Annotated in this window: 5 protein-coding genes; all 5 read left to right on the forward strand. The window is 65.3% G+C overall.

The genetic code is table 11. The features are described 5' to 3' along the window. Positions 1–202: 202 nt before the first annotated feature. Entirely contained in the window at positions 203–3,565 is a 3,363-nt protein-coding gene (locus tag ABS88_RS00400) for a hypothetical protein (RefSeq protein ID WP_286748627.1), read from the forward strand. A gap of 43 nt (positions 3,566–3,608) precedes the next feature. Beyond that, entirely contained in the window at positions 3,609–4,064 is a 456-nt protein-coding gene (locus ABS88_RS00405; protein WP_286748628.1) for a hypothetical protein, read from the forward strand. Between the two features lie 53 nt (positions 4,065–4,117). Beyond that, entirely contained in the window at positions 4,118–4,564 is a 447-nt protein-coding gene (locus tag ABS88_RS00410) for a hypothetical protein (protein WP_286748629.1), read from the forward strand. Between the two features lie 37 nt (positions 4,565–4,601). Continuing rightward, entirely contained in the window at positions 4,602–5,063 is a 462-nt protein-coding gene (locus tag ABS88_RS00415) for a hypothetical protein (protein WP_286748630.1), read from the forward strand. A gap of 103 nt (positions 5,064–5,166) precedes the next feature. After that, positions 5,167–7,226: hypothetical protein (locus tag ABS88_RS00420; protein ID WP_286748631.1), on the forward strand; the 2,060-nt coding region annotated here is incomplete at its 3' end.

Below are 7,226 nucleotides of genomic sequence, written 5' to 3' on the forward strand. Positions count from 1 at the left end.
AGGGCGATGTCCGCATTTATTCGCTGACCGTCGATCCTGAGCGCGCAGCCGCCGTGCAGACCTGCATCGACACGGTCCCGCCCCCGACGAGCGAGCCCGACCCTTCGTGGCCGTCGGACAGCTGACAATTCCCATTATTTCCAGCCGATCGATCGCCGCAACGCGCCGCCACGTGCGGGAGGCCGTGCGCCAGGAGAATGTTATGACCAAGAGCCTTGCAGTATTTCCCTGCCCCGCCGGCACGCTTTCCCGCGGGATGGGCGGCAGCAGCCTCCGCGCGGTTGCCGCCGCGCTGCTTTGCGGCTCGCTGTTCGCGGCGCCGCAGATAGCCCATGCGGAAACATGCCTGCTCGACCGGAATGAAAATGGGACCGTCGAGCCAGCGGTCGATAATGACGGCGGCGCCACCGCCGACGACGGCAACGGCGACGACAGGCTGGCCTGCGGCGTTGGCGCCACGGCAACGGCCGGAAACACGACGGCATTGGGAACCCGCTCCAGCGCAACCGGCGTTCAATCGTCGGCAATCGGGCATGTCGCTGCGGCGTCGGGCTTCAATTCGCTCGCGGTCGGTTTTGGCGCGGATGCAGCGAGCGACTATGCCGTCGCAGTCGGTGCGACATCGCGCGCCGCCGGCACCTCCTCCACCGCCGTGGGTTCGGGCAGCATCGCCGTCCAGGATAAGGCGATCGCCGTCGGCACCTATGCCTATGCAAACGGGGCCCGCAGCATTGCGATGGGGAGCAGCGTCACCGACAATCTGGGCGAGCGCGGCGCAACGACCGCCGGCGACGACGCCATCGCGATCGGTACCGACGCGGACGCCAACGGAAATCGCGCAACCGCGGTCGGCGCCTTCAGTTCGGCGGCGGGCACCTCGGCACTCGCGGTGGGATCGGACAGCTTGGCAGGAGAAGATGCGGTTGCGCTGGGATCCGATGCCGCGGCGGCCGGAATTTCCAGCACGGCGGTAGGCAATGCGTCCGAAGCATCGCAGTTCGGCAGTTTCGCAGCGGGTTCGCAGGCCCGCGCCACCGGCACGCGATCGGTCGCAAACGGCTTCTACAGCGATGCCTCCGGCAACCGGTCGATCGCGGTTGGCGACGCGGCTTTCGCATCCGGCGTGGGCAGCATTGCCATTGGCGGCGACGGCCCCGATGCGAATGGCTTTGGACCGCAGCGCGACCTCGACTTCGACGGGCTGGTCGATGGCTATGGCGCCTATGTTGCTGGCGAATATGGGGTTGCGATCGGGGCGGATGCGCAGGCGGGCGATTTTGCCACGGCGAATGGCACCGGCGCACTGGCCAGCGGCGACAACAGCAGCGCCATCGGTTCTTATGCGACCGGCTCCGGCATGAACGCGACCAGCATCGGCGTACTCTCCAAGGCGACGAACACGAATGCGACCGCGACCGGCGCCTTCGCGAACGCAAGCGGCGAGCGCGCGGTCGCCAATGGCGCCCAGACACGCGCCGAAGGCGAAAGCAGCGTGGCGATCGGCTTCCAGGCAGGCGCCACCGACTTCGGGGCGATTGCGATCGGCGCCGAGGCGATCGCCGATGGGGAGCTTGCTATCACCCTCGGCGGCACGGCCCGCGGCGACGGAGCGATTGCATTGGGAGGCTATGCCGCGGCAGAGCAGGATGGCGCCACCGCGACCGGTGCCGGCGCCCGCGCCGCCGGCCTTAAAAGCAGTGCTTTCGGCAATATGGCACTGGCCGAAGGCGATTTCGCGACCGCGCTGGGTCAAGCCAGCCGGGCGGTCGCGACGGCAACCGCCGTCGGGAGCGGGGCGCAGGCCGATGGCGAAAGCTCGAGCGCGCTGGGAATCAGCGCGAGCGCGAGCGGCGCCACCAGCGTTGCCGTCGGCGCAAATGCGTCTGCCCAAGGCAGCAATGCCACCGCGACCGGCGGCTATGCACAAGCCTTCGGCGACGATTCCACCGCCACCGGCGCCGGCAGCTATGCGGGCGGCAATTTCTCGACGGCGACCGGCTCCCAAAGCCTGGCGCTTGGCGATTTCTCGGTAGCATTCGGTGGGCGCAGCAATGCGGCGGGGCTCAATTCCACCGCGCTGGGCGGCAATGCCGTGGCGAGCGGTGCCAATAGCGTCGCCCTCGGCAATGGATCGATCGCGGACCGCGACAATACGGTATCGGTCGGCGCTGCAGGCAATTTGCGCCAGATCGCTCAGGTCGCCGCCGGCACCGCCGCGACCGACGCTGTCAATCTTGGCCAGCTCGACGCCGTAGGCGCGGTGGCCGATTCGGCGCTGACGGCGGCGAGCGAGGCGGCAAGCGATGCCAGCGCGGCGCTTGCCGCCGCTTCGGGCGCGCAGGGCGATGCCAGTGCCGCACTGACAGCGGCAGCGGCAGCCGATGGCAAGGCCGACGCCGCGCTCGCCGCTTCGGCGACAGCGGTAGCGTCCGTTACCGCTCAGGGTGAGCGGATCGATGCCGTCGAGGAGGCCAATCTCGTTCAGGACGGCCGCATCCAGGCGCTCGAAACGCAAACCGCCTCCGCTGCCGGCGACGCGGCCGCCGCGCTCGATCGCGCCGATCAGGCGATCGCACGCAATGATGAGCAGGACTGGCGCCTGACCGGCGTGGAGGCCCTCACGGCGTCGAACGCCACCCGCCTCGACGGGGTCGAGGCGAGCGTAACCCAATTGTTCGGCGCCATTCCATCGCAGGCCCAAGGCGACAATGCCCTCGCGCTCGGGAGCGGCGCAATGGCAACGAGCGATGACGCCGTGGCGATCGGCACCGGTGCGACGGCAAAAGATGGCGCCGCGGTCGCTATCGGCCTTGGCAATCAGGCGAGCGGCGACGGGGCGGTCGCGATCGGCGATCCGAATATCGCGACCGGGCAAGGCGCAATAGCGATCGGCAAGGACAATGTCGCCACGGGCAATGCCGCGATCGCGTTCGGTGACACCAGCACAGCCAATGGCGTGTCGGCAATCGCCGCGGGGCTGCGTGCCAACGCTGCCGCGGACAATGCGATTGCGCTGGGCAATAGCGCGAGTGCGCTGGGCGCCAACGGGGTCGCGATCGGCAACGGTGCGCAATCGGTCCGTGACGATCAGGTGGCGATCGGCTCCGCTGCCAGCAGCTATACGCTCGCCGGGATCAATTCGGACGCCAGCCGCGCGGCGCAGCAAGGCGCGCTGCGCCTCGTGACCGCCGACGGCGCAGGCAATCTGGGCACGACGAGTTTCGACCTTGACCGGCTCAACGCGCTGCCCGGACAGGTCAGCGCTCTCTCCAGCCAGGTCAGCGCTTTCGACGCGCGGCTGGCGCAATTCGGTGCCGGCCTGGAACGGATTGAACGCAGCGCCAACGGCGGGATTGCTGCGGCGATGGCGATGGGCGGCACCGTCATCCCGTCCGACATGACGGTCGCCCTGTCGTTCAACCTGTCCACCTTCCGCGGCGAGCAGGGCTTTTCGGGCGTCGCGGTTGGCCGGATCAGCGAGCGGGTGTGGGTCTCGGGCGGGGTCGCCGGGTCCACCGTCAAGGGATCGACCGGGGGCCGTATCGGCATGACGTTCGGATGGTAGGCCCCAGCGGACTGGCAGGAGACCCGAAATGAGAAAAGACCTTGTGATCCTGATCGCAGCGATCGCCCTCGCGGGGTGCAGCGAAGCGCAAAAGGGGAGCGAGAACGGCTCCGCGGCACCCGCCGATGCGGCCGCCGACAATTCGGTACCGGTCGCCAACGGTCCGGGCGCCCTCGGCATCGCTACCGACGATCTGCCCGATTTCGTCGAGCTGCCAAAGAGCGCGCGAGTGACCACGAATATGCGGATGAACGATGGCGACAAGGCCGGCGGGACGCTGACCCTGGAAACCGCGGAGACGCCGGCTGCCCTGATCGCCTTCTACCGCGCCTCGATGGCCCGGCACGGCCTGAAGATCGGTCTGGAAAACACAGCGGACAAGATGGTGCAGCTGATGGGCGAAAGCGAAGACAAGGCGCGGACGCTTATGGTCACGGTTCTGACCGATGACGCGGGCGCCGCGACGCTGAACCTCGTCCATTCACGCGTGATATCCTGATTGATCGAGAGGACAGAATGATGAAACCTCATCTTGCTATTGCCGCTCTGCCCTTGTTGCTCGGCGGATGCGGCGGCGAAGCGCCGGCAGCGAAGACCGGCGGCGGCCCGACGGAGGTGGCAGCATCGGGCATCACCGAAATCGTCAAATCTGCCGCCAAGGGCAACCCGATCCCGCGAGACAATCTGCCCGATTTCGTTGAAACCTATGAAGGCGGGCGATACGGCACCTCCTTCTTCGGCAGCAACGAGAAGCGCAAGTCGGGAACGCTGCTTTATACAGTGGCGGCTGCGCCCGCAGACGTCGTCGGCTTTCATATGGCGTCGATGAAGAGACTTGGCTTCGAAGTCGCCGGGCCAAAGAAGCGCGTCGTGCGTGACCGTAACGAGACGGTGATTGAAGGGACGGCCGCCGACGGTCGGTCGCTTACGGTCGTGGTGATCGAACAATCCCCTGCGGAAGCAACCGTGCAGATGAATTATGTCGTTCCGCTCACCTGAGGCGGCGACCGTTCCGGGGCGCCGCGCGAAAGGCGCTGTGTCGCTTGCGGCAGGGCTCGCGCTCCTTTTCACGCCGCTGGCCGCCGTCGCGCAGGAAGAGGTCGGTCGCGAAGCGGTCGGCGCGTGGCATGGCAATTTCCAGCTCGATCGCGACGACCCGCGCATTCATACCCGCGGCGGGGCGGACATGCTGCGAATCCAGGTGATCCACTCGATGGGCACGCCGGTCGCAACGATCAGCTGGGTTGCGGGGCGCGGCATTTGCGAGGATCCGGCGGCCGAGCCGTGCGAATGGATCGGGGCTGGCGGTACGGTATCGGGCCGTGTGCTGCAAAAGGATCTTGTCTTTGCGCTTCCGCTGTCGGCCGACGCCGAAGATCCTCTGATCGTCATCCTCCGCCATGGCTCCGGCCCGCGAGCGGGGCACGGCCAGGCGATGAACAGCAAGGCCGACTTCGGGTTCGATTTTTCCTATTCCGGCGCGCCCGATACCCCGTGATTGCGGACTTCGGAATTGCCCTCAGCATCCCCTTTCCGGCGCGGTTTCCTTGCCGGCCAGCCACCCTATCGCTGTTGCCTTGCAGCGCAGCAGGAGACGCCTGATGTTTTCGAGCCGATCAACCATGCACGCCTTTTGGATCGCCATGGCCGGCTCGACCGCGTTGACCGGCCTTGCCGCCGCGCAGGTCAGCAAGGCTCCGCCTACGGAGCTTGAAATCTTCGGCGTCGATCTTACGACCGACAAGGAGATCGCCGTTCCCCCCGAGGTCAAGGCTAAGGCACGCGGAATTTTCGGCCTCCATCGCGATAAGTTCGGAAGCTCCCCGCACATCGACACCCGCCAGAACGGCAAGATCAACGCATTCTATGTCAAGCGCGCCAAGTCCACACCCGCAGCCGCCAGCGCAGGCGACAACCTGCCCTACAAGGGGCCTTTCCAGATTCCCCTGACCGCAAAATATGACCTGTGCGACGGCGGAGCAGCCAAGGGAGCGGAGAATTGGTGCAAGAGCGGGCAGTTCAGCTTCAGAATGTTCGCCGACGCCATATCAGCCTGGAATGCCGAACTGCTGATCTCGCACGAACTCATACATTTGCGGCAATATGAAAAGATACCTGGCACGAAAGCGGACGGGGCGCCGTTCTGGCTGGTCGAAGGGCAGGCCAACGGCATTGGCTACGGCTTGCTGGAACGCGAACCGGGCTTAAGCCGCAAGGCCATCGCGCTGAAGACCAAGGGGCTGAAAAACGCCAATTTCTCCTTTTTTCTTGGACTTCGCCGTTATGATGTCCCGCTGGATATCAATCGCGATACAAGCCTGTATCCGATCGATCATCCCGAATATTTCAGAGAGCTTCTCCGCGATGAGGACGGAAATCTCCATTCGGACGGATATCTCGATTATGCCGGCTATCAGACGGGTTCATTTTGGCGCCATGTCATGCGCGGCCGACCTGCGGGACTTCTTGCTTACAAAAAGATGCTCGATCGGCCTGGGCCGTCCGATCCGACAAATTCGCACGCCTGGATGAAATGGACCGATTCCGGGCTCAAGGCGGCAACTTACTCCAGGCGCGGGACGACGGTTCCCATCTGGCGCGGCGGCTTGCGGCAGGTCTTTTCGGAGATGGTCACCGAATTGGCCGACCTACCCGACATCGTCGTCAAAAGCCGCACCGACAAGCTTGCTGCACCCTATTTCGACGCATTGCTCTGGACACGCTCGTGCAAGAAGATCGACCTCACCCAGGCGACGGCCGCGTCGCTGAAGGTGACGGTCCACCCTTACGCAGCACAGTGCATGCGCGTCAAAATGCCGATCGAGAGCGCCACCGGCACCGATGCCGCAGCTCCCCCCACACCGTTCAGCGTGGCGGCATCCGGCCAGAGTGTTTGCGATGATCTCGAGCTTGGAACACGGGGACAATTGCTCACCCAGCCGAAATCCTTCAAGGCGAAAGCCGGAGCGAGCGGCACGAATTGCGCGCTGGTTTGGAACGCCGGTTTTGCACCGCTGCGACCCGACGATCCGAATGGCCTGCGCGGTTGGCAAACGGTGCTCCTGATCAATGCGCCGTCGGACCCGGATCGGCAAAAGACCCACGACGTGCTGCTCAATTTTGTCCGGCCCGTCGCCGCCAGCACATTAGCCGGAACCCGTAGCGTCGATGGCGCTGGAGAAAAGAAACGCAAGAAGCCCTTGCCGAAACTCAAGGGGACGCCGGAGATTCAGCAGGCCGATCCGCTCCTTGTCGACCCGACGCCCGATGCGACCTGCGATGCCGATCAAGCGGCGATCTTCGCCTGCGGAGATATCTTGACGCTGCCGATCGTCTCGGGTGACGCAAGCGAGATTGCCCGCGCCGGCGAAATATTGTCGGCGGGCATCGCCATGCAATATCCGCAGGGCGGGCTTGGCAATTACGGCATCAAAATCCTTGGCGAGCTATATCAGGAAGGCCAGCAGTTCGAGGCAAGGGCTGGCGCGCTTCAGGCGAGGGCTATCGGCGGCAATTTGAACGGCGCGACTATCTCAATTGCCATGAAACGACCTGATGAAGGGGTCGTCGGCCGCTTTCCAGCGCGGGTAGAAGTCGAACCCCTCGATCGGCGTCCCGGTGAGAATTCGGATCCGTTGACATCGCTGGCTACCGGTCGGAC

The organism is Sphingopyxis sp. SCN 67-31, assembly GCF_001725095.1.

Bases quoted from the DNA above. Each gene is read 5' to 3' on its own strand.
- ABS88_RS00400 (WP_286748627.1), top strand. From the start codon at position 203: ATGACCAAGAGCCTTGCAGTATTTCCCTGCCCCGCCGGCACGCTTTCC.